Origin of the sequence: Endozoicomonas numazuensis (assembly GCF_000722635.1) — a bacterium.
Taxonomy (GTDB): domain Bacteria; phylum Pseudomonadota; class Gammaproteobacteria; order Pseudomonadales; family Endozoicomonadaceae; genus Endozoicomonas_A; species Endozoicomonas_A numazuensis.
Window position 1 is genome coordinate 1 of sequence record NZ_JOKH01000018.1, and the last position, 1,609, is coordinate 1,609.

Here is a 1,609-nt window from a genome sequence, read left to right on the forward strand (position 1 = left end):
GATTTTTCATGGGGTTGCGACAAAATACTTACCACATTACCTGGGCTGGCGTAGAGCTTTAACCGGGATTCAAACTCTAACACCTGATCGATTGGGTAATAAAATTATGGAGTTTCTCCGCTTTCAACCTTTAAGCGCAACATAGCCCAAGACATCAAGCTTTACACTTCCGGTGCGTGCAGTTCACCACAAAATAGCTGAACAGATTTAAAAACACGGCTCTTTACCAATAGGAATTCAAAAGAACCAAATAAAGATTGAACTTAATGCGGCCACTATTGTCCATATTACAAATAATCAAAAGGAGGTCGACATGATTTCAGGCGTAGGAAGCTCACAACAAGTCTCAGGCCACTCTAGTTCAGATAGTCTTGTATCAGCATCAGAAAATTGTTTGAAAAAATATATCTCTACAAGTACAGATAGCTCTATTAATTATAAAGAACTAGAGAAAAGAGCCTTTTCTGTATTAACGAAGCAACATACAAGTATAATAAAAGTTCCCGATAACTGTTGTCTTGGAGTTTCCGTTGAATGGATAGAAAACTTTCTAGAGCCCGCTAGCGGTAGCTTCAATTATCAGAGAGCTAGATTATTACACCATGAATATTGGAGTGGTATTGAATCAACTGAAAGACGAGACACTTTAAATAATAAGAAAAAAAAATGCGTTGATCTGACTTATGAATTTCTTTCTAGAAAAATGAATGGCAAGGGAATTAATATTGATGTCGAACCACATTCTTTTAAACATATAAAATCCATGCTTGCTCCTTTATCACAAGCGTTTTTTCTTTTACCAAAATGTTCCACCCTGCTAATTCTTCAAGGCTTAGGTAAAAACAGAGAGTTTCAAGGACATAATTTTGTTATTTCCTGGTCTCTGCAAAATGAAAATGAGTATATAATTTTCCTTGATCCAGCTGGAACTCAGGCAACTTGGAAAAAGTATAAAAGAGAAACTTATTCAAGATTCTTCATCCGGGTAATGGATGATATAAGTGATATTGTTGGCTGCTCCATAAAAGGCGACTCATACTCTCATGAGGAAATTAAAAGCGTTCTATTATATAAAGGCACTTCTTTAAAGGATATAACTGATGTAGATTAGTTATAACTTCAATTTCAGCGCATAACAAAGCTGGATGCTGGATTCAAGCAATAAGTGCAAGCAACTCCCCGGTGTAGACTTCGAGCGGAGTTCACCCGCCCAATACTTTTCTCGGTATGGTATTGATCAGCCATTCAGTTTCTCGAATCTCCGCTTCTGTCAGATCCCCGAGAGCCATTTTCTTAGGCCAGATTCGACGAATAATGCCATGGGTATTCTCGTTAGTACCTCGTTGATAACTGGCATAAGGCTTAGCGAAAAATACCTCGGCATTCAATGCTTCTGATACCTTTTTATGAGCGGCAAACTCGCCTCCGTTATCCAGTGTGATGGTGCAAATCAATGACACCCACCCCAGCAAAAGTAAAAAAGCCAGTGAGCATTTTTACACCTTTTATACCCATTCCGTCTTCTAAATATGATTATGAACAAACCGTTTGGAGTAGCTGGGCAAGTAGGCGTGATGAGTCATAGCTGGCTATTCTCGGTCAGCCTCCT

1 protein-coding gene and 2 pseudogenes are annotated in these 1,609 nt (G+C 38.7%); 2 read left to right on the forward strand and 1 reads right to left on the reverse strand.

Going from position 1 to position 1,609, the window contains the following annotated elements; genetic code table 11:
• Together GZ78_RS29225 and GZ78_RS26825 are read left to right on the forward strand one after the other, a co-directional pair.
• Positions 1–145, forward strand: a pseudogene (locus tag GZ78_RS29225) (IS1595-like element ISEnu2 family transposase); the annotation flags it as partial.
• Positions 146–313: 168 nt separating this feature from the next.
• Positions 314–1,111: a hypothetical protein gene (locus GZ78_RS26825; protein WP_152558983.1), complete on the forward strand. Its 798-nt coding sequence runs from the start codon at positions 314–316 to the stop codon at positions 1,109–1,111.
• 91 nt (positions 1,112–1,202) lie between these two features.
• Here GZ78_RS26825 and GZ78_RS26830 read toward each other — a convergent pair.
• Positions 1,203–1,472: pseudogene (locus GZ78_RS26830) on the reverse strand (IS30 family transposase); the annotation flags it as partial.
• Positions 1,473–1,609 lie beyond the last annotated feature (137 nt).